Genomic DNA, 20,217 nt, shown 5'->3' on the forward strand with positions numbered 1-20,217 from the left:
GTCGCGAAACTCTAAACTCCCCTCACATCCCGTATTGACCCAGATACCTAAGAAGGGGAGCGAGGTGGAGAGCCTGAATCATTTGACCACTATCAATCAGGGCGAGGGCTTCTGCTGGTGATACCAGATGAACACTGATCTCTTCAGTGGCTTCGAGCTCCTGGGCCTGCATGAGGGTTACGCCCGTTGCCAGATACGCATACGTCAGGTTTGAGTGCGTGCCGGGGTTGGCCGAGAGTGTCATCAGCAACGTCCACTCGCCCCCGCCATAGCCCGTTTCTTCCAGCAGCTCGCGCTGGGCCGTGATGAGGGCGGCTTCGGCTCCGGTGGCCCCGTCGTATGCTTCTACTACACCCGCGCACAGCTCGTAATGCACCGCCCCGAAACCGTGCCGGTACTGCCGTATGAGCACCAGCTGCCCCTCGGTCGTAACGGCCACCACATTGATCCAGTTGGGGTATTCCAGTACGAAATAATCGGGAATGTAGCCACCATTGGCCATCCGAACCGCTTCTTTCCGAACGGTAAACCACGGCAGCCGGTGAATGTACTCCGACGATTCGACCTGCCAGGGCTGGGGCTCGTCTGTCATATCTTGCGTTTCAGTTCGAAGTGCTGACCCAGATAAAGCCGTCGTACCTGTTCGTCGCTCGCAAGGTCTTCGGCGGTGCCTTGTTTCAGGATTTTACCTTCAAAAAGCAGATAGGCCCGGTCGGTGATCGAGAGGGTTTCGTTTACGTTGTGGTCGGTGATCAGAATTCCGATGTTGCGGTGCTTCAGTTTGGCCACAATGCTCTGAATATCTTCCACCGCAATCGGGTCGACGCCCGCAAACGGCTCATCGAGCAGGATAAATTTGGGGTCAACGGCCAGAGCGCGGGCAATTTCGGTGCGTCGGCGTTCGCCCCCCGACAGTACCTTGCCGAGGTTTTTGCGAACATGCTTGAGGCTGAATTCTTCGAGCAGGTCTTCAACCTTGTCGCGTTGTTCGGCTTTCGAGAGTTTGGTCATTTCGAGTACGGCCAGGATGTTTTCTTCAACCGTCAGGTCACGAAAAACCGAAGCCTCCTGCGCCAGATACCCCAAACCAAGCCGGGCCCGCTTGTACATGGGCAGGTCTGTTACGTCGGTATCGTCAATGTACACCTTGCCGCTATTGGGTTTGATAAGGCCCACGGCCATGTAAAACGAGGTGGTTTTACCGGCCCCGTTAGGACCCAGTAAGCCGACAATTTCGCCCTGTGCCACCTGGTACGACACATTGTTGTTTACCAGCCGGGAGCCGTATTTCTTGATGAGGTTTTCTGTTCTGAGAATCATTAAATCCTGAATAATCGATCACGCAACCGCGTTGGGCTGCTCAGTAGAATCAAGCGACGGTGGTGTGTGGTCCATACATCGTATGTCTTTTAGCACCAGCTGGATAGATACCTGACCGTTGAAATGGTTTTCTTCAATCTGGTAGCAAATCGACAGGGGCTCGTCGTGATACAGCCGGTCGGCCCACTGCGGAGCCATGTTGAACCCAATGGCCTGAAATTTATACACCGAGTCGGCCTGCCGCACCCAGAATTTCAGGTGCTTTTGTTGCATGGTCTGAACCGGTCCACAGAGGTACACCTGTTCGGTACAAAAGACCGGTTGCAGGTTGTGCGGCCCAAACGGCCCCATCTGTTTCAGGATTCGGACAAACTTGCCATCAATCTGATCAAAATCGAGCGGCATATCAATTTCGATCAGCGGGGTGAGCATCTCCTCCTGAATCCGGCCCGATACCACCGTCTCGAATTTCTGCCGGAAAGCGGGTACGTTTTCGGGCTTCAGGGTCAGACCGGCCGCAAAGGTATGCCCGCCAAACTGTTCGAGCAGGTCGGCGCACTCTTCAATGGCCTCGTACACATCGAACCCCGGCACCGACCGCGCCGATCCAGCTACTTTTTCGTTCGACTGCGTCAGAATAACTGTAGGGCGGTAATAGTGTTCGATACAACGCGAGGCCACAATACCAATAACGCCCTTGTGCCACGATGCGTCGAACAGAACCGTCGATTTAGCATTTTTTAACCATTCGTCGGCTTCAATCATGGCCAGGGCCTGCTGGGTAGTGCCCGAGTCGAACTTCTGCCGGTTTACATTGTGCGCGTTGATTTCCAGCGCAAAGCGGTCGGCTTCGGTATCGTCGTCGGCCAGTAGCAACCGTACGGCTTCTTTTGCGTGTTTAATACGCCCGGCCGCATTGATGCGCGGCCCAACTTTAAACACCAGCTCGTTGATATCGAGCGGGCGTGTTGATGGAGTAGCCCGACTGTCGGCAATCAGGTTACCCGACTCATCCTTTTTGGCGTTGGCCACTTTGATAAGCGCCCGCAATCCCGGCCGGGCCTGTTCGTTGAGGCATTTAAGGCCGTAGTAAGCCAGCACCCGGTTTTCGCCCGTGATCGGCACAATGTCCGAGGCAATGCTGACTACCACCAGGTCCAGAAACGCGTAGAGTTGTTCAAGTGGAATCCCCTTAAACAGGCACAGGGCCTGCAACAGCTTGAAACCAACCCCGCAGCCGGTCAGCTCTTTATACGGGTACGCGCAGTCGACGCGCTTGGGGTCGAGTACGGCGGCCGCGTCGGGTATTTCGGTGCCGGGGCGGTGATGGTCGCAAATGATAAAGTCGACCCCCAGGGCTTTGGCTTCGGCAACGCGGTCTATTGATTTGATGCCGCAGTCGAGGGCTACAATCAAGGTAAAGCCATTGTCGGCAGCCCATCTAATCCCGGCTTGTGAAATACCATACCCCTCAGCGTAGCGGTCGGGAATGTAGTAGTCGAGATGGGGGTGCAGGGTCTTCATGAACCCGTAAAACAGGGCCACCGAAGTGGTTCCGTCGACATCGTAATCGCCGTAGACCAGTATTTTTTCCTGCCGTACCATGGCCATCGTCAGCCGGGTGATGGCCCGGTCCATATCGCGCATGGCAAACGGGTCATGCAGGTGCCCAATTTCGGGTCGGAAAAAAACGCGGGCTTCTTCGTAACCCGACACCCCGCGCTGTACGAGCAAGCTCGCCAGAAATGGGCTGATCTTTAACTCGCGCGTCAGGGTCTCAATAGCCGCTCGCTGTGCGGGTGCATCGGGAAACGGCTTGGTGATCCATCGACGGGGCTTCATAATTAATTCTCAATGAGCAGTTAGCAAACAGAGCAACCGGCCAACCAAGGGGTAGCTTACTCAACCGGGTTGCTTATGTTCGTGTACTTTATGGCAAGATAACAGCGTTTTTACAAAAAATTACAGTCGATGCGCTTTCTGATGCACCTCCTGGCCCTCGTGCCCTCCTTCGTTGTTCCGGCTCCCGCTTCGGAAAAAGCGACCCTCACCGTCACCGTCCAGAACGTTCAGAGTAAGAAAGGAACCATTCGGATTGCGCTGATGAAACCCTGCGCCAAATTCCCTGAATGTAAGCCCGATGATACCGCCATTATTGAGGCTAAGAACGGGCTGATTCAAAAAGAATTTGACGTAGAACCCGGCGAGTACGCGGTGGCTGTGTACCACGACGTAAATGCCAACGGCGCCCTCGACAAGCGCATGTTTGGAATACCTAAAGAACCGTATGGCTTTAGTAATAATTTCCGGCCGACGCTCTCGGCCCCAAAATTTACGGATTGCAAGATTGTGGTTGGCTCAGGCGGCAAGGCTATTTCAATTCGGATAGAATAGGTACTCGGACAGAATTAAATGTAAAATGAATAGTGTAAAATGTACAATGAGATGGCTGATTATCAGCAGGTAATACAATTGCTCATTATACATTGTTCATTCACTTAACAGCTTCCGACTCGCTAAAAGATTCTTGCAGAGGGCTTTCAGCTATATAACCAATGGGGAGGAACCTCAAAAAGCGGCTCCCTCCCCGTTGGTTCGTTCAGGAAGAGAGCCGCTACAAGGCGCTGTTTAGTAGTTAATCAGGTCGTCTTCCAGCTCAGGCTGTGCTGGTGTCGGTTTGAGCATGATGCCCGTGAGCGACCAGATAACCAGTTGTAGCTGGTGCAGGCTTTCGACGTACACTACGTTGGCCTCGATCTGCAAGACCCATATCCGATCTTTCCGGTATAACGAAACGGGTCTACGGCTCGTTTGCAACACCATTGTGTAGCAGGTGCTCAGCGGCTCCGTCTCCCGAAAGCCCAGTCGGCAAAGCGTGTAGTGGCTGATAGTACAGGGTCTTAATTCGCTGTAGGTCGAACTCTCTTCGCAGAATCCATAGATATCGAGTAGGCGCACCTGTTCTTTGCCTACCGATTGAACTATCGCGGTGTAGCGTTCCTGACCGTCGTAAAGGACTACAGCACCCTCAAAAAGTTGATCCCGGGTAATCGCTTGTCTCATAGGCGTACTGATGGAAAAGAATGTTGAAGTGATGGGAAAGATTGGATAGTGAATTTTCTCCATAAATATGATAAAAATTTATTTTATGTATATATCTAATGATAAAAATTTACTGAGTAGTCTTAAATAAATTAAAAATTGGGTTGTTTATACATGAGTAGATATGGTAAACGGCGTATAGTGTACAAAGGGAAAGGCTTCTTTGCAGATGCTTCGGGAAAGGACAAAAACAATTTAGACGCGCCAAAATAGACAAGTAGACAAAGAAATTCGTACCTTTGACCGGCAAATAACAATCTCTGCTATTTGCCATGAGCTTAGACTCCGCCAAGTTTCTCTACGAGGCTCTCACCTACGACGACGTACTGCTGCTGCCTGCCTACTCGGAAGTGCTCCCCCGCGACACCAAAACCGAAACGCAGCTTACCCGCAACATCCGGCTTAACATTCCTCTGGTATCGGCTGCTATGGATACCGTTACCGAATCGGAAACGGCTATTGCGATGGCGCAGGAAGGTGGGATCGGCATCATCCATAAGAACATGAGCATCGAGGCTCAGGCCGAGCAGGTTCGGAAGGTGAAACGCTCCGAAAGTGGGATGATCATTGACCCGGTTACGCTCTCGCACGGGGCTACCCTTGCCGATGCCCATCGGTACATGAGGGAGTTCAAAATCGGTGGTATTCCGGTGGTCGATGAGCAGAATGTGCTCGTTGGGATTCTGACCAACCGCGACCTGCGTTTCCAGCGCGACATGAGCCGCCCCGCTACTGACGTCATGACGAAGGAGAACCTGATTACGGCCCGCGAAGGCATCACGCTCGAAGAAGCCGAGAACATCCTTCAGGAATACCGGATTGAGAAATTACCGATCGTAAACGCTGAGTACAAGCTCGTCGGGCTGATAACCTACAAAGACATCCTGAAGCGTAAAAGCCACCCCAATGCCTGCAAAGACGAATGGGGCCGGTTGCGCGTAGGGGCTGCGGTGGGCGTTACGCCCGATCTGATGAAACGGATTGAGGCTCTCGTCAAAGCCGGGGTCGATGTGATCAGCGTGGATACGGCCCACGGGCACTCGAAAGGGGTACTTGATGCGGTTCGGAATATTAAGCAAAACTTCCCCAAACTCGACGTTGTTGCCGGTAACGTAGCTACGGGCGAAGGGGCCAAAGCCCTTGCCGATGCGGGTGCTGACGCTGTAAAAGTGGGCGTTGGGCCAGGGAGTATCTGTACCACCCGGATTATTGCCGGCATTGGTATGCCGCAGTTAACGGCCGTGTACGAGGCTGCCAAAGCCCTGAAAGGTACGGGAGTTCCGGTGATTGCTGATGGGGGTATCCGGTTTTCGGGGGATATTACCAAGGCCATTGCAGGCGGAGCCAGCACGGTAATGATTGGTTCGCTGCTGGCGGGTACCGAAGAGGCCCCTGGCGAGGTTGTGATTTACGAAGGACGCCGGTTTAAAAGCTACCGGGGCATGGGCTCGGTAGAGGCTATGGAAGAAGGCTCGAAAGACCGGTACTTCCAGGATGCCGAAGACGATGTGAAGAAACTGGTGCCGGAAGGCATTGTGGGCCGCGTACCCTACAAAGGTCGTCTGTCTGAAATTATTTACCAGATGGTGGGTGGTCTGAAAGCCGGTATGGGTTACTGCGGAGCCGCAAGTATTCCGGCATTGCAGGAGGCCCGGTTTGTGAAAATCACAACGGCGGGGGTAAAGGAAAGCCATCCGCATGATATTCTGATTTCGAAAGAAGCGCCGAATTACTCATCACGGTAATCGGGAAACATAAAAAGGGTGTTTCGGACCGTCCGAAACACCCTTTTCGTTTTATGGCTTCACCATTCGGCACTCCCTTTATATATAGTGCACACGGCTCGTGAGCCCACCCGGCGACACGATGATTTCGCGTACGGCGGGCGTGGTTTTCACCATCTTGATTTCGGGCGATAGCGGGTCAATCTGAATGTAGGTTGAGGGGGTTACCATCAGGCTGGTGTTGCCGCGCAAAGCCACCGCTTCGGTATGGTAATGCCCGCTGATGACCTGCATCCGGCAGGGGAGGTCGTGGGTGGTTTCGAGCCACTTTTCGGTTTGCCGAAAGGGGTATTTGGTATCCATAAACTCGGCGTTTGCGGGCAAAACCGGGTAGTGACAAAAGACCAGTACATTGTGGTGAATGGATTTCAGTTCGTCGCGGAGCCATTCCCATTGCGTGGGCGAGAGTTGCGCCTTCGATGAGTCCAGAAAAACAGCCGGATACCCTTCGAGCGGGCTGCTGAAATACAGTTCGTTGCCGTGCAGATGGTGGTCCAGATGAAGCTCTTCGGCGAGCATCACCGAGTCGTCGTGGTTGCCGGGAATGGCAAACCAGGCGCAGGGCAGGTTCATCAGTTGCTCATAAATCCAGCGGTACACAGCCCGGTCGCCGGTATCGTAGCAGAGGTCGCCCCCGAGAACCAGACAGGCCGGTTTCATGGCCCGCACAAACTGGAGTGCTTTCAGAAAATTGGCCCGTACGTCGATACCCAGCGGCATTTCGCCCTCGGCGCCAATGTGGAGATCGGTGATAAACGCTATTTTCATAATGAATCCGACACGTCGGTTTTAGCTTCGTTCCAGTACACATCCATCTCGGCCAGGGTCATGTCTTTCAGTTGCTGCCCGTTGGCGCGGGCCCGCTTTTCGAGGTACTGAAACCGCCGGATGAACTTCTTATTGGTCCGTTCGAGGGCCGTTTCGGGGTTAATGTTGATAAATCGGGCGTAATTAACCAACGAAAACAGCAAATCACCAAACTCACCCTCGGCTTGCTCAGGGTCGAAAGCCTCGTTCGATTCGGTGTTGAACTCTTGCTTAAACTCCTGCATCTCTTCTTCCACCTTTTGCCAGACCTGCTGTTTCTCTTCCCAGTCGAAACCGGCACCCCGGGCTTTCTCCTGAATCCGCATAGCTTTGACCAGGGCAGGCAAGGAGGCTGGCACCCCGCCCAACACCGATTTGTTACCTTCCTTGAGCTTCAGCTGCTCCCAGTTGGCTTTGACCTGCTCTTCGGTTTCGGCAACGACGGTCTGCCCGTTGGCATCGCCGTAAATGTGCGGGTGGCGCCGAATCAGTTTCTCGCTGATGGCGTGCAGCACATCGGCCATGTCGAAGCGGTCGGGGTCATCGGGGGCTTTTTCGGAGGCAATTCGGGCGTAAAAGAGCAGATGCAGCTGAATGTCGCCCAGTTCTTTTTTGACTTCGCCCAGGTCTCCGTTCAGGATGGCGTCAGAAAGCTCGTAGGTTTCTTCGATGGTGAGATGGCGCAGGCTGTCGATGGTTTGTTTGCGGTCCCAGGGGCACTGTTCGCGCAATTCGTCCATGATGGTCAGCAGGCGGTTGAAAGCCATCAGTTGTTCCTGACGGCGGGGGGGGAGGCTTTGAAAATCGCTCATAATCGCAAAACCGGTCAGATCAGCAGGATCCTGAGGTTTGGTAGAAAACGGAAACGTGGGGTACAGGTGGCAGCCGTACCGTTGGGCTTTATCGAATGCTCCTGATAAGCAAAGATAACCCTTCTGAGCGATTTCTGTTATCTCCGTCGGCAATACCTATGCCCAGCTCCAGCCGGTTGTTGCGATCAAAATGGGGAAGGGGGATGAGCTGGTTTTCTGCGACCAGTTCATCCCCCTTCAAATAGATCAGGGTACGAGCGGCTCGGTCATGTCGGAGTTCCGAACCAGAATGGTGTACCCAAAATAATCGGTCATGGGCCGGTTTTCTTCAAAGTTAAACTGCTGCTCTTTCGGCATAAACGGCGAGTACGTAATCCGGCCTGGTCGTTGTCCGGCATCGGTACCGGTCATTTTGAACAATGTCAGCGTGTTGGGCCGCGAGAGGGCCATCAGTTGCTCAATGCCTTCAGTGCGCATCATAGGGCCATTGTTGTTGAACTGATCCACGCGGGAGAACGTCTTGCCGGGCGTTTGCCACATCGGGGGCAGGTAAGCCGACGCCAGCATCATCTGGCAATCAACGTACAGGCAGGTGATGCTCGCAATTTTGTCGTGCATGGGCAGGTTCGACTCACGTACGAGGGCTGCAAACGGTTTACTCCGATTGGCCGTGGGAGCCTGCAACACGTGGTAGAAACCCCAGAACCCGTACAGTTTTTCATTTTTCAGGTCGGTATTCTCCACAAACGTTTTGAAGTTGGCGAAAATGGTTGGTTCGCGCTTCAGGGTTTTCAGATATACCACGTTGGACAGTACGTGTTTCAGTTCACTCAGGCGGTCGGCCGGCAACTGCCGGTATGTATTGGGGTTGGCATTGAGGTCGTTCAGCCAGGCGGTGGCGGCTTCGGCCCGCAGACTGTCGGGTCGAAGGGTTTGCAGCCGGTTCAGCAGGGTGTCGGCCAGGGGGCGGGCGGTTGGGCTTAACCGGCGACCGGCGAGCAGTTCGATCAGGTGTTCGGCGACCAGTTTACGTTCCTGAATCCGGTCGATACCCACAAACCGGATACGGCGTTCGGCGGGCAGGGTCTGGTTCAGCGCCCGAATCCGGCCGATTTTCCGGTAGAAATCCCGGTTGGCCCACTGCTCTTTGTTGTTCACCCAGCTCCGAAACACCTTCATCAGGGTGCTGTCATTACCGGTTTGCAGGTATTGATTTATGAAGTAGGCCTTTGAAGGGTCCACCTCAGCGATGTAGTAACGTACGCCTACCCGCTCGTTCAGATGCTTGAGCAAGGCAAAATCCAGCTCCTGTGGTTTTTGTACCCCGTGCGATTCGCCCAGCAGAAATAGTTGATTCTGATAAAAGGCGTCGTCGAAAATGGCCATTCCGTTTGGCTTGCTCAGGTCTATTTCAACGGGTGTAGGTGCCGCTGCGCCTGTTTGCGCCTGCACGGCGGTGCTGGTCAGCCACAGGGTGAGCAGGTGAAAGGTGATGCGGGTGAGCGATGGAGTCAGGCGAGAAAAAAAGCGAAATGCGTTCATGGCGATGGTTTGTTTTGCCGGTTGGTTGTCGGTTTGACTGAGGCAAAACTGGCCGATCGGAATGGCTCCCGCAAGCGGTCGGGATGTGAGGCCCGATTGAGGGATAAAATGGCTTTCTGGGGATGTATTGGCCTTTTCTGGGATGAATGGGAAGGGATTTTGTTACGCGTTGGCCTGCTCCATCTGGGCTTCGAAAGCTTCTACATACCCCCGCGCTACGGGGATTTCCTGCGGCAGTCGGTGCAACGTAAGCTGGTAGCCGCGCGCATTGCCCGACGTATGCCGGACGGCCCCTAAATTGACCAGAAAAGCGCGATGGCACCGAAAAAATTGCGGATAAGCTGCCAGCCTGTTTTCGGCTTCCTTAAGCGTGAGCCGGAGCGTTGTTTTCTGCACGTCGGGGCCGTTGAGCCAGTAAATGTCGAGGTAGTTACCTACCGACTCGATGGCGAGCAGCTGCGCGGGTTGTACCGTGAGCCGGTCTTTCCCCGAAGTCGGGATAAAGGTGATAGCGGGTTCGGGCGGGCTTGGTACGGGGATGGGGGTTTCGGTCGGGGTCTGCCGTTCGGGGAGGGCTTCGTTGAGCAGCAACGCCCGGCGCAGATTACGCTTGAGCTGACGCTGTTGGGCCAGTACCACCGACATCGTAATCGGGAAAAAGCCGATGAGCGTAACCATCAGCAACATATTCAGAAACGGCGGGGTGGCGTTGCCGCTTAGGGTCAGAATCAGGTGGTTGCTGAGGCTGATGCAGAACAGCGTAAAAATGGTGTGCAGAATATGATGCCCCACCGTCCAACGGTCCTCATCGTATAGTCGGGGCAGTAACCGGGGAACTACGTAATTGGCCAGCAGTGTAGCTACCGACACGCCCAAAGCCAAAACTCCCAATAAAGGCACCCGCGACTCGTCGCTCGTGAAACGGCCCGGGATAAAGAAATAGATAAACAGAAAAACGTACACACCGCCTTGTACCGACGATAGCAGCTGATTGCGAAAACTGAAGTCTTCGGCCAGGGGCCGGGTCAGAAAACGCGTGATCCAAGTTACCATGCCACAAAGCTACAGGTTTTATGGCATGGTAACCGGGTTGTTGGTACGCCCGAGTGCCTGGTTTATTCTTCTTTTTCGACGGTAGCGTCGGGGGCGTTTTTCTTCACCGACTCAATACCGTTGTCGCGGGCGGCAACGCTTTCGTAGTTTTCGCTTGTGCCAATCACCTGTCCGTTACCGGCTTTGAGGTTGAACCGGAACTTGCCGTTGGTGGTCACTACGCGCTCAAACCGATCGTCGTCGGGAGCGTTTTTCTTCACCGACTCAATGCCGTTCATGCAGCCGGTCTCGGTAGTGTAGCCTTCGCTGGTTAGAATAATCTGGCCATTGCCAGCTTTAAGGTTGAACTGATATTCGCCGTTTTTGCGAATGGATACGACAAACTTGCCCATGTTGATAAGGATTTACGAAGTAAACTGCACTTGGCGCTAAAGCTACCGATTTGGGCGTGCCTTGTCAATACCCAGTTGCTGTACGGGTGGTCAGAGGGCGCGCGTCCAGAACACCATCGGCTTGGGGGTCGATTGTTGTTCGCCCAGATCGGGCCAGTAAAACGCCGTGGTCAGCTCAGGTGCTTTGCGGTACCCCAATGATCCCCAGAATACATCGAGTGGCCGGTAAGTGGCCGGTCGTAGTGGGTGGTCGGTGGGGCGTTGCACCGCACAGAAGCAGGTAAGCCGGTACGTGCCAAACCGGCGGGCGTGGGCTTCGCGTTCTTCAAAAAAACGCTTTCCCCAGCCGCTACCCCGGTAGGCAGGGAGCAACAGGCTTTCACCGAAGTAAAATACCGACGTCAGATCGTAGCCTGCAGCCCGAAAAGGGGCCTGAACCTCGTCGGTTTCGTCGGTGAGGGGCAGGCAGGTGGTAGCGCCTACCAGCCGTACACCATCGTACACCAGCAACCCCATCGACCGCTCGGAGCGAACATAGGTGTTGAGGTACGTTTTTTCGTAGTCCATCGACCCTTCGTACAGGTACGGGAAATCCCGGAATACCGTGATCCGAAGGGCGGCCAGGTCGTCGAGTACCGAGCGGAACTCACCGCCGGTAACTCGTTTGGGGGTAAGCAACTGGCTTACCGACCCAGCACCAGCGACTCCCAAAGTGGCAGGTTATAATACGTGGTGATGCGGGTAATAAGGCCGTTCTGCACGTCGATAAACGAGCCGGCGGGCAGCACATAGCGTTGGCCCTGCGCGGGGGGCAGGTCGCCATCGGTGGCTTTGTACGTGCCGTTCACGACAAATTCGCAGGCCACCCGACCGGACGCAGCCCCTTCAGCATTTGCTGGTGTCAGAATCACCATATCGGTCAGCTGCTCATCGTAGCAGGTGTCCATATGGTTCAGAAACTCGGTAAACAAGGCTTTGCCGTGGCGGGGTGTGCCTTGATTGGGGTCGTGCCGAACCTCGTCGTGCAGCAGGGCGAGCATTGCCGACCAGTCTTTGCGATTGAAGGCTTCGTAGTACGTTGAGACGGTTTCGTAAGCAGTCATACGGGTAGTTGTTGAACGGCTGCAAATATATACACCTTAGCCAAGAGGACCGCTTTTGTGGGGGTGAATATGGCTTAAATAGTACACAAAGTAGGCTGTTGTGTACCCACGGTGTACAGGCACCAGACCGAGTAGGAGCCGTTATAGCCCCCGGCAGGCATCGGTCATGGCGAGCTTTGGGGCCGGTACGGGACTGTTGAGGGTTGGTTTGTAAACCAATGACTGCTGAGTAGTGCCTTCTGAGTCGGTCCATGTTTCGTCGATGCGCCGAATCAGAAACGTTTTTTTGTCGATGTAAAGCGTTGCGTCCTTGCCTTTAGCGCGGGTGGTTGTCAGTCGGTAGCAATCGGTCCCGTCCTGCCGGGCATCGGGCAGGCGTTTCCAGTCGAGAGCGGTTTGCATATCCCAACCGGCATCGATAGGCTGAAGCAACAACAACCCCGGAATTTTGCGGGAGGCCGTCAGCGATATTCCCGTTGCACTGGCCAAAGCATCCGACAAGGTCGATTCAGCAATTCCTTCGGGCTTAGGCAGCACACTATGCCATCGGAGTGTCTTGGTTTGTTGGTGGGCTATCGTTAAGCATTCCGAGCGACCTACGGTTGATTTCTGATAGTGAAACCGAAACTGATCCGTAGCCCTGACGTAGGCGGTCTGAAACTGGATCGTGGTCGTGTAATAAGCGTCGTCAATGGGCAGATACTTATCGATAAAGGTTTGGAGCAGGGTCCGCTCCCGTTTGGCGTTGCGGTTACGGGTATGTTTGGAGGTCACCGTACCGACATCCTGATAGGTTTGGGCCGTTCGGTACGTGCTGTAAACCCGGTTCAGAATGGCCGTTTCGGCCGGTTGTGCCCAGGCGAGGGTGCTCAGTAAGAGACTGAGTGACAAGGTATTCAGGAGGTGTCGTGTCATTGGTAACGGTGCGGTGCGCATACATTCAGGTGGGGTGGCACCGGCCGCAATTAGCTAAAATTAGCGCGAATTATAGTTGAGGAGCTTTGTAACTATTTATCAAAAAAGCATTTGTTAGGTGATTAGCTCGTTTCCAGGTCGTACAACAGGTAAGAGAATGTACAATGAATAGTGGTGTTTGTGTGACAATTGTATTTGGAGACTCGGCATCGGGTGTAGCTCCGGCTAAAGGAATTAGCACGCGAATGACACGGATTAAGATGATTTTCGCGGATTGGTCAAGGGAGTCGGCGTACATATGCCCGATCCGTGTTATCCGCTTTCCATTCGTATCCATTGGCTAAGTCAATCGCTCAATGGTACATTTTGTCCAGTACTGATCGATGTGTATTTGATGTTGACTCAATACCACGAATAGAAGACCTTTCCGTAAAAAAGGAACAGTGATGTATCGATGTATGCATTTTTTACCGTTGCTTTGTTTGCCAAAGTACTTCGCAATATGCAAACATCTTTTCTTCACTTATCGTCGGCCTCGGCTCCGCTCCGCCCCGACGAAACTTCGGGCCGGGGTGTCCGTGCCTTAGCTTGGCTCACGGCGGTTGGTTTTGTACTGGTTACGGCCCGTGGGCTGCTGACGGCCAACTGGTGGTTTTTTGTGATGCTGAGCTGGAACGTGTTTCTGGCGTGGTTTCCGCTGGGGGTTCAGCTCGTGCTTCGCGACCTGATCGGGCACCGGCTGATTGGCCGGGTAGGGGTGTGGCTGGGGCTCGGCTTGTGGCTGTTGTTCATGCCCAACGCACCCTACATCATCACTGATCTGTTTCACATTCAGCATATTCAGGCTCCGTTGCTTTGGTTCGATACCATGAGCCTGTTTTTGTTTGCCATGACGGGTCTGCTGGCGGGGCTGTATTCGAGTTATCTGGCGCACCGGCTGCTCGATCAGCTGGTGGGTTGGCCTATGGCGTGGGTGCTGATGGCCCTTTGTCAAGGCCTGGCTGGTTTTGGTATTTACCTCGGTCGGTGGGGACGCTGGAACAGTTGGAACATCATGAGCAAGCCGTGGCTGTTGGGGCAGGCCGTGTGGCAATCGGCACACGATACGCTGGCCGTAAAACTGACGCTCGTGTACGGGTTTGTCTTGTTGGGACTATACGTGGCATTCTGGCTGTACGTGCGTACGGAGAAGAAGTAAGAAATGGGGCGGGGGATTCGGGTAGCGCCTTTTGTATCTTTGTGGCCGAAGCGGTTTGCGATACCCGTCCCACATGGCTTTTGCCAACACCTCGAATGATTGACATACAAAAAGTACTCCGCAGTTTCCGGTTTGCCGGGCAGGGGATTCTGGATTTGTTTCGGTACGAGAACAATGCCAAAGTCCACTTATTGGTGGCTATTGCCGTAATTGCGCTTGGTTTCTGGTTGCAGTTTACCCTGACCGAGTGGGCTATTGTGCTGACCCAAATCGGGTTGGTATGGGCGGCCGAAGCGGTCAACACAGCTATTGAGCGGCTCTGCGATGTGGTATCGCCGGGGCATCATCCAACCATCGGAAAAGTAAAGGATATGGCCGCTGGTGCCGTGCTTATTCTGGCTACGATGGCCGTAGTGGTGGGCCTGCTGATTATTGGTAACAAATTGCTGATACGTTTCGACGTTTAGCGATATAAGTAGTGGAGCAGAATTAAATGTATAATGAACAGTGTGAAATGTATAACGAAAGGCCTGTTTGTCAACAGGTAACCCAATTATTCATTAGTCATTCTACATTCTACATTTACTTAGGTACCAGGCAGGCTTAGTCAGCCAGAAATGATAAACCAGAGTCCGGTACACCGGGCATCAGGAAACCTAAACCGTGTAAGTAACTATAACGATTTATGAACGAGCATCTGCAAACCCTGACCGAGATCCGGAGCCTGATGGAGCGGTCGTCCAAGTTTTTGTCGCTCAGTGGCTTGTCGGGCGTATCGGCTGGTATCGTGGCGCTCATTGGGGCCGGGGTAGTCTATCTGCGTGTCCGTACCGATTGGCTGAGTGCGTTGCCGTATGATAAACTGGCCAATTACGGGCTGGCGCAATACGAGCAGGTGCATTTGTTTCTGGTGCAAACGGCCGTGTTGGTGTTGCTGGCCGCGCTGGGGCTGGGTATTCTGTTTACGGTGCGCAAAGCCCGGCAGCAGGGGCAGCCGGTCTGGAATCTGGCGTCGCGCCGATTGATTTGGGCCATGGCCGTGCCTTTATTGGCTGGTGGCGGGGTGTGTCTGGCTCTGTTGCAGTACCGGTTGTTGTTCCTCACACTGCCCGTTACGCTTATTTTTTACGGTCTTGCCCTGCTCAACGGTAGTAAATACACCGTACGGGATGTTGAATATCTCGCTTATTGCGAAATTGCGCTCGGATTGCTGGCTCTATTTATCACGGGCTGGAGTCTGTTGTTCTGGACGGTTGGCTTTGGGGTGCTCCACATCTTGTACGGAATGGCGATGTATTGGAAATACGATCGGAACCCCACCCACCAACCTGCTGCATGAAAGAGCTACTGGCCCACTTCAACAAAGCGTTTGAGAGTAAAGCGCGGCTGAGTATTATGTCGGTGCTGATGGTCAACGAGTCGATGAGCTTCAACGGGCTCAAAGAGTTGCTGGCCCTCACCGACGGAAACCTCGCTACGCACCTCCGCGCGCTCGAAGAAGCCGGGTATGTGCTGGTGCAGAAACAGTTTGTTGGCCGAAAACCCAATACAACCTATCAGGCTTCAGAAGCAGGTCGGCAGGCCTTCACCGAACACCTCAACGCGCTCGAAGCTTTCATTCGTACGATTTAAGCGCTGCTTTGTAGCCCTTCCTGCTACGCCCGCTCACGACTTTTTTTGGGTGCCAGCCCGTTTGAAAACAAACGGGCTGCTGTCCATTTTTCATGCATCAGATCGCCGATTTTGTTCGTTAAGAAGCTGTTCGGATTTGCAATTTGAGCATACAATGAGTGGATTTTGGTTCGCAAAAAGTGCCCTGTTGAGGATCAAAAGACGCCATTGGCGGCCAACTTGATTAATTCAAAACCGCTTCGAGTGAATGCTAAACGAAAACGGCATGCGTCGGAATGCTACAAAGTGCTTACTTTTCGGGCTATTGGCTGCTGGGCTGCCTGCTATGGCTCAACCAATTCCGGTGCCGCTTGGGCCCATTGCCAATGATACTGAGTTGAGACCCCCGGTACGCCGACCCTGGTCGCGCGATATAACGACCTACTACCGGATGGGTTGGCAGAATATTGCGCTCGACCCTCTCAATGCCGAATTGGTCCGTAACGGGTACACCGCTCTGACCGGGCGCTTTCGAACGGTTGGGATGGGTACGCAAATGAAAATTTCGCGTCAGCCCATTTTTCTGCTTACCGATATTAACTTCGGCCTAGGGACCCGATCGGCCACCAACGGGACCAATAAGGCCAGTATCGGCGTGTCGACGTTCCGGCTGGGCATGGGTTACCGAATTATTCAACGGGCGGGGTTTGGGCTAATGCCAACGCTGGGGGTGATGTCGATACCGATTCGGCTACGTATTGCGAGTGGGCAGAGTCAGACGCCCACGCTGTCGGCGGCCCTAAACAACCCCGGCGCATCGCAGTCGACACAACTTAACACAACGGCCGGTGCGGTTGATCTGGGCCTGACGGCCACTTACCGGTTTGGGGTACAACGCCGGTACGACGATTGTGTCAATCACGAGCAAGCGCTGGTAGTTGCCCTCGACGGGGGCTACCGGGTGGGCTCACGGCCCGAGTTCATCACCGAAACCAATCCGCTGCAACGGGTGTCGTTTAGATCGTCTGGCTGGTACGTGGGCCTCCGTATTGGAGCCGCATTCCGCACCGACCGCAAGCTGTAAATCGCCGGGCCGATCGAACTAAATTGGGGTTCCTATTGTCATTGCGGCATCGACAACTCCGATTGTTTTTGTTACGCTTCAACCACAAACCAGTCAGTATGTATGCTTTCGGATTCGGCTATTGACCAGATGAATACGTACGGGCGTCAGCGTCAGCCGTTTCTGTTTTTGCTGGATTTTGATGGCCGGATGCCCCTCGTGCTACGCCCCGATGAGTGGGCCGCGTACGATGTTCAGTTCGATTTTACCGGAGAACCGGTTGCGTCGGCTCCCCGGCCGCCGGTTTGCCGACCGGTTTCGTTTCAGAAATACCCGATTTCGTTTGAACATTACCGCATCGGGTTCGACTATGTGGTGCAGAATATCCGGCTCGGTAACTCCTTTCTGGTCAATCTGTCGGCCCAAACGCCCATCGAAACGAATCTGACCCTACCCGAGCTATACACCCACACGGCAGCCCGCTACAAGGTTCGGCTGGCCGACCGGTTCGTGTGCTTTTCGCCCGAATCGTTTGTGCAGATTCACGGAAACCGGCTGGCGAGTTTTCCGATGAAAGGAACCATTTCGGCTCAGGTACCCAATGCCCAGGCTACCATTTTGGCCGATGCCAAAGAAGCTGCCGAACACGCAACCATTGTTGACCTGATTCGGAACGACCTGAGTCAAATAGCCCTGAAGGTATGGGTAGAGCGGTACCGGTATCTGGATCGGCTGGAGACGAGCGGGGGCGGGCTGTGGCAGGTAAGCTCCGAAATTGCCGCCCTGCTACCCAACAACTGGCCCGATCAAATGGGGTCGCTGCTGGCAAGTTTGCTGCCCGCCGGGTCGATTAGTGGCGCTCCGAAACCTAAAACGGTCGACATTATACGTAAGGCCGAAGGCTACGAACGCGGCTATTATACGGGAATATGCGGCTATTTCGATGGGGCTAATCTGGACTCCGGGGTAATGATTCGCTTTATCGAAGCGAGTGGCGGGCAGCTTATTTTCAAAAGTGGAGGGGGTATTACGGCCCGGTCCGACGCCCGCTCGGAGTATCAGGAAATGATCCAAAAAGTGTATCTGCCCATTACGCATGCATCCACAACCCTGCCTCGAAACCCTGTGCGTTCGGCACCGTCAACTTCAGAATCTATCGGCGCATAACGACCGGCTCAACCGCACGCGGCACGCTTTATGGCACCGGGCCGATGCACTGCGGCTCGACGAGGTCGTGAGGTTGCCCGACTGGCTCCGGTCCGAGCAGGTGTATAAGTGCCGGGTAACGTATGGGCCTGACGTTCAGCTGGTCGAGTTTGAAGAATACAGCCCTCGGCGGGTACAAAGCCTCAGGCTGGTAGACGCCGACGGTCTCGATTATGCCTATAAATATGCCGACCGACGGGCTCTAAATGCCTTGTTTGCGCAACGTGGTTCGGCCGACGATGTGTTGCTGGTACGCGATGGTTTGCTGACCGATACCTCGTATGCCAACGTAGCTTTGTATGACGGCATACGGTGGCTGACGCCCGCCCGGCCTTTGCTGGCTGGTACCATGCGGGCCCGGCTACTGGCCGAGGGGGTGCTGCACCCGGCCGAGATCCGCCCGGCCGATATTCCCCATTTCAAGGGGCTCAAGCTGCTCAACGCCATGCTCGACTGGGACCAAACCCCCATGCTGGATATAGGGCAGATTCTCAGTACTGGACATTAGATGTTAGACATTAGACCTCCCTACAGAATGGTAGTAAGTCTAATGTCTAACATCTAATGTCCAGTACTGAAGGGCAGATTATCCCATAGCTGACAACATTACTGTACCACAGCCGGGTCGTGTGCCAGGTTCGAATATAATTGCAGAGCTTCCTGTACCCCGTGAAAGACCTCTTCTTCGTGGCCTTTGGCGTGCACCCGTACGTACGATTCAACGGCCTGGTGGCTCGCTGAGGTGTTGAAAAAGCGCGAAATACGGGCCATAGGTGGCACCAGGGGGCTTTTCTGGAGGGCTACATTAATTTCTTTAGCTTCGGTCGAGAGGCCTTCGCCCACGTAAGCGGCTCCCAGCAGTTTCCACGATGACCACGAGGCAAAATAGGTCGGGTATTGTTGTGGAATGGGTGCCCCTGTTGCCAACAAGTCGGCTACGAGATACGGGGTGCGGCATTGCAGAAGTCGGTCGTAACCCGGCAGGTAGGCAGCCTGTTCGGTCAGGGCTCGTTCGAGGGCGCGGTAGTACGCCAGGTTTATACAGAGAAGTTGCTGGTACTGTTTCAGTGGGAGCACGTCGTTGCTCGGATTGGCCGAGAGCAAGCCCCGAATCTGCTCATGCAGCCGCCCGGCCTGCTGTTGAAGAAGTGAGAGAAAGTTCATAATCGTTGAAATAGTAACCCAGACAGATACACCCGCGCGCGCCCGAAACTCCCGCCCGTGGGGAGTATGAATAGTCTACCAATCGTGTATGCAAAATTGTGTAAACGGCCGGGTATATAGAAGTAAATCTGAGCCAGTGGCCCTACTTTCTGAGACCTGCCTGTAGGGTAGCGGAAGTGTTCTGATTTTTACCCAAACGTAGGTTTTGCGATCGGCCCGTCAACGGGAAATGAGCGTGGCGATTTGATGACTCAACGCGTCGGTGGGTTGGGTACCATCGAGCCATTGAATAGGCAGGCCGTCGCGTTCCATTTTTCGAAAAAACGTCATTTGGCGCTTGGCAAACTGATAAATGGCCGTTTCGAGCCGGGTAGCCATCGTTTCGTAGTCCAGTTCACCGCTCAGGTATTGCGTGATAAACTTATATTCCAGACCGTAGAAAACGAGTTTTTCGGCCGGGACGCCCTGCGCCAGCAGTTGCTTCACTTCGTCGATCATGCCATGCTGCAAGCGGTGCCGGAGCCGCGTGCTGATGCGCTGGCGACGCAGCTCAACGGGGACGTCGATGCCAAACAGCCGGGCCTCGTAGGCCGGGCCTGCCCCAAGCTGCACGTCGGGGTGGGCGTTGAGGTACAGGCTTATTTCGACCGCCCGGATAAGCCGCTTGCGGGTCGAGGTATCGGCAACCGGGCTGTAGGCCGATGGAGTTTGGCGGAATCGGTGGGCCAATTGTTCGTCGGTGAGGGTGCCGAGTTCGGCCCGCAAGGGTTCATTGACGGGAATAGCCGTGTAGGCGTGGCCTTTCAGCACTGCTTCGATATACAGGCCGGTACCTCCGCACACAATGGGCAGGCGCCCCCGGCTCTGAATATCGGCCACGGCCCGGTGAAAATCCTGCTGATACCGGTACAGATTGTAGTCGTCGCCAGCGTCTACAACGTCGATGAGGTGGTACGAGATCGTCTGGTTATCAGTCGTGTATTCGTCGAGATCTTTGCCCGTGCCAATGTCCATGCCCCGGTACACCTGCCGTGAGTCGGCGCTGATGATTTCACCGCCCAGTTGCCGGGCCACCTGCACCGCCAGTCGGGTTTTGCCACTGGCGGTAGGGCCTAAAATAACAAGCAGGGGCGAAGTGTTCATGC

Annotated in this window: 23 protein-coding genes; 9 read left to right on the forward strand and 14 right to left on the reverse strand. The window is 54.4% G+C overall.

Going from position 1 to position 20,217, the window contains the following annotated elements:
- Positions 1-22 precede the first annotated feature (22 nt).
- The 3 genes from RUDLU_RS0120670 to recJ are packed head-to-tail and all read right to left on the reverse strand — an operon-like array spanning position 23 to position 3,162.
- Positions 23-592: an NUDIX hydrolase gene (locus RUDLU_RS0120670; protein WP_019990336.1), complete on the reverse strand. Its 570-nt coding sequence runs from the start codon at positions 590-592 to the stop codon at positions 23-25.
- Positions 589-1,320, reverse strand: coding sequence for an LPS export ABC transporter ATP-binding protein (gene lptB, locus RUDLU_RS0120675; protein ID WP_019990337.1), 732 nt, complete (start codon positions 1,318-1,320; stop codon positions 589-591). The genes RUDLU_RS0120670 and lptB overlap by 4 nt, the downstream gene beginning before the upstream one ends.
- A gap of 18 nt (positions 1,321-1,338) precedes the next feature.
- Positions 1,339-3,162 carry a single-stranded-DNA-specific exonuclease RecJ gene (gene recJ, locus RUDLU_RS0120680; protein ID WP_019990338.1) on the reverse strand — a complete coding sequence of 608 codons (1,824 nt, stop codon included), beginning with the start codon at positions 3,160-3,162 and terminating at the stop codon, positions 1,339-1,341.
- A 129-nt stretch (positions 3,163-3,291) separates the two neighbouring features.
- Here recJ and RUDLU_RS0120685 point away from each other — a divergent pair, with 129 nt between their 5' ends.
- Complete coding sequence (locus tag RUDLU_RS0120685) at positions 3,292-3,714, forward strand: DUF2141 domain-containing protein (protein WP_019990339.1); 423 nt, start codon at positions 3,292-3,294, stop codon at positions 3,712-3,714.
- A gap of 234 nt (positions 3,715-3,948) precedes the next feature.
- Here the strand turns inward: RUDLU_RS0120685 and RUDLU_RS0120690 are convergent, their stop codons facing one another.
- Positions 3,949-4,383, reverse strand: coding sequence for a hypothetical protein (locus RUDLU_RS0120690; RefSeq protein ID WP_157580307.1), 435 nt, complete (start codon positions 4,381-4,383; stop codon positions 3,949-3,951).
- Positions 4,384-4,694: 311 nt separating this feature from the next.
- Between RUDLU_RS0120690 and guaB the strand changes: the two genes are divergently transcribed.
- Positions 4,695-6,167, forward strand: coding sequence for an IMP dehydrogenase (gene guaB / locus RUDLU_RS0120695; protein ID WP_019990341.1), 1,473 nt, complete (start codon positions 4,695-4,697; stop codon positions 6,165-6,167).
- 78 nt (positions 6,168-6,245) lie between these two features.
- On the opposite strand, the gene RUDLU_RS0120700 is transcribed toward guaB, so the two are convergent.
- From RUDLU_RS0120700 to RUDLU_RS0120735, 8 genes are all read right to left on the reverse strand, one after another.
- Positions 6,246-6,974, reverse strand: a complete 729-nt coding sequence (locus tag RUDLU_RS0120700; protein WP_019990342.1) for a metallophosphoesterase family protein — start codon at positions 6,972-6,974, stop codon at positions 6,246-6,248.
- Positions 6,971-7,825 carry a nucleoside triphosphate pyrophosphohydrolase gene (gene mazG, locus RUDLU_RS0120705; RefSeq protein WP_019990343.1) on the reverse strand — a complete coding sequence of 285 codons (855 nt, stop codon included), beginning with the start codon at positions 7,823-7,825 and terminating at the stop codon, positions 6,971-6,973. The genes RUDLU_RS0120700 and mazG overlap by 4 nt, the downstream gene beginning before the upstream one ends.
- A gap of 246 nt (positions 7,826-8,071) precedes the next feature.
- Positions 8,072-9,367, reverse strand: a complete 1,296-nt coding sequence (locus RUDLU_RS0120710; RefSeq protein WP_019990344.1) for a TraB/GumN family protein — start codon at positions 9,365-9,367, stop codon at positions 8,072-8,074.
- A gap of 162 nt (positions 9,368-9,529) precedes the next feature.
- The gene (locus RUDLU_RS0120715) at positions 9,530-10,420 is read right to left on the reverse strand and encodes a LytR/AlgR family response regulator transcription factor (RefSeq protein ID WP_019990345.1); all 891 of its coding nucleotides are present in this window, start codon (positions 10,418-10,420) and stop codon (positions 9,530-9,532) included.
- 62 nt (positions 10,421-10,482) lie between these two features.
- A complete protein-coding gene (locus RUDLU_RS0120720) occupies positions 10,483-10,812 on the reverse strand; it encodes a YegP family protein (protein ID WP_019990346.1) in 330 nt (109 codons plus the stop codon).
- 90 nt (positions 10,813-10,902) lie between these two features.
- A complete protein-coding gene (locus RUDLU_RS0120725) occupies positions 10,903-11,523 on the reverse strand; it encodes a GNAT family N-acetyltransferase (protein ID WP_019990347.1) in 621 nt (206 codons plus the stop codon).
- Complete coding sequence (locus RUDLU_RS0120730) at positions 11,496-11,915, reverse strand: nuclear transport factor 2 family protein (RefSeq protein ID WP_019990348.1); 420 nt, start codon at positions 11,913-11,915, stop codon at positions 11,496-11,498. The genes RUDLU_RS0120725 and RUDLU_RS0120730 overlap by 28 nt, the downstream gene beginning before the upstream one ends.
- A 141-nt stretch (positions 11,916-12,056) precedes the next feature.
- Positions 12,057-12,830 carry a hypothetical protein gene (locus RUDLU_RS0120735; protein ID WP_019990349.1) on the reverse strand — a complete coding sequence of 258 codons (774 nt, stop codon included), beginning with the start codon at positions 12,828-12,830 and terminating at the stop codon, positions 12,057-12,059.
- 502 nt (positions 12,831-13,332) lie between these two features.
- On the opposite strand from RUDLU_RS0120735, the gene RUDLU_RS0120740 reads away from it, so the two are divergent.
- The 7 genes from RUDLU_RS0120740 (at position 13,333) to RUDLU_RS0120770 (ending at position 18,416) form a co-directional block, all read left to right on the forward strand.
- Positions 13,333-14,028, forward strand: coding sequence for a DUF1361 domain-containing protein (locus tag RUDLU_RS0120740; protein ID WP_044130656.1), 696 nt, complete (start codon positions 13,333-13,335; stop codon positions 14,026-14,028).
- A gap of 95 nt (positions 14,029-14,123) precedes the next feature.
- A complete protein-coding gene (locus RUDLU_RS0120745; RefSeq protein WP_019990351.1) occupies positions 14,124-14,495 on the forward strand; it encodes a diacylglycerol kinase family protein in 372 nt (123 codons plus the stop codon).
- Between the two features lie 218 nt (positions 14,496-14,713).
- Entirely contained in the window at positions 14,714-15,367 is a 654-nt protein-coding gene (locus RUDLU_RS0120750; RefSeq protein ID WP_019990352.1) for a hypothetical protein, read from the forward strand.
- Positions 15,364-15,660 (forward strand): winged helix-turn-helix domain-containing protein, encoded by a 297-nt coding sequence (locus RUDLU_RS0120755; protein ID WP_019990353.1) that lies wholly within the window; start codon positions 15,364-15,366, stop codon positions 15,658-15,660. The genes RUDLU_RS0120750 and RUDLU_RS0120755 overlap by 4 nt, the downstream gene beginning before the upstream one ends.
- A 247-nt stretch (positions 15,661-15,907) precedes the next feature.
- Positions 15,908-16,723: a hypothetical protein gene (locus RUDLU_RS0120760; RefSeq protein WP_019990354.1), complete on the forward strand. Its 816-nt coding sequence runs from the start codon at positions 15,908-15,910 to the stop codon at positions 16,721-16,723.
- A gap of 102 nt (positions 16,724-16,825) precedes the next feature.
- Positions 16,826-17,869, forward strand: coding sequence for an aminodeoxychorismate synthase component I (locus RUDLU_RS0120765; protein ID WP_019990355.1), 1,044 nt, complete (start codon positions 16,826-16,828; stop codon positions 17,867-17,869).
- Positions 17,799-18,416: an aminotransferase class IV gene (locus tag RUDLU_RS0120770; RefSeq protein ID WP_019990356.1), complete on the forward strand. Its 618-nt coding sequence runs from the start codon at positions 17,799-17,801 to the stop codon at positions 18,414-18,416. The genes RUDLU_RS0120765 and RUDLU_RS0120770 overlap by 71 nt, the downstream gene beginning before the upstream one ends.
- A gap of 98 nt (positions 18,417-18,514) precedes the next feature.
- On the opposite strand, the gene RUDLU_RS0120775 is transcribed toward RUDLU_RS0120770, so the two are convergent.
- Positions 18,515-19,072, reverse strand: a complete 558-nt coding sequence (locus RUDLU_RS0120775; RefSeq protein WP_019990357.1) for a heme oxygenase-like domain-containing protein — start codon at positions 19,070-19,072, stop codon at positions 18,515-18,517.
- Positions 19,073-19,291: 219 nt separating this feature from the next.
- Positions 19,292-20,215: a tRNA (adenosine(37)-N6)-dimethylallyltransferase MiaA gene (miaA, locus tag RUDLU_RS0120780; protein ID WP_019990358.1), complete on the reverse strand. Its 924-nt coding sequence runs from the start codon at positions 20,213-20,215 to the stop codon at positions 19,292-19,294.
- Positions 20,216-20,217 lie beyond the last annotated feature (2 nt).

The organism is Rudanella lutea DSM 19387 (genome assembly GCF_000383955.1).
Classification (GTDB): Bacteria; Bacteroidota; Bacteroidia; order Cytophagales; family Spirosomataceae; genus Rudanella; species Rudanella lutea.